Below are 617 nucleotides of genomic sequence, written 5' to 3'. Positions count from 1 at the left end.
ACTCCAAACCGATTTTGAGCGAATACGTATGTTCACGTAGTCGAAACGAGCCTATACAAAAGTTGTCAGAAAAGCGGCGACGACCGTCAGCCCAAGTTTTGGCGAGTTCTCGCATCCCAATTCATACTCCGGTGAAATATATCCAGCGGCCCAGGAACAGCACGAAGACATGATCTTCAGGTCCAGGACATGGTGGAGCGGGGTCTTGATCGCGTGCTTGGCTGTCCTCGTGGCGACGCTGGTTCGTAGTGCGCTCGAACCGTTTGGAAACTTCTACTATCTGCCGCTGGTCCCGGCGGTGATTGTGACGGCTCTGCTGGCGCAGAGGGGGGCGGTCATTTTGGCGATCCTGTTGGCCATCGGGGCCAACCTGTGGCTGGTGCATCGTGAAAGCGTGCTGGATGCGGCGACGAACGCCGGGCTTTTCGCGGTCATCGCCTGGGTCATCGCCGAGGTCTGTCGTCGGCTGATCGACTCGTTGGAACAGGCTCGCGCCCTGACGCGCGATCTGGCGCTGCGCGAGATGCTGCTCGACACCATTGTAGCCACGACGCCGATCGTGACGCTGGACCGGGAAGGACGCACGCGCCGCGTGACCCCGGCCGCCGCCGATCTGC

Annotated in this window: 1 pseudogene; it reads left to right on the top strand. The window is 60.6% G+C overall.

Annotated elements, in window-relative coordinates:
• Positions 1 to 205 precede the first annotated feature (205 nt).
• Positions 206 to 617: pseudogene (locus JWG43_RS20625) on the top strand (hypothetical protein); the annotation flags it as partial.

It is taken from the genome of Desulfobulbus alkaliphilus (genome assembly GCF_016918545.1).
GTDB classification, from domain to species: Bacteria; Desulfobacterota; Desulfobulbia; order Desulfobulbales; family Desulfobulbaceae; genus Desulfobulbus; species Desulfobulbus alkaliphilus.
This window is presented reverse-complemented; position numbering and strand designations above follow the sequence as displayed.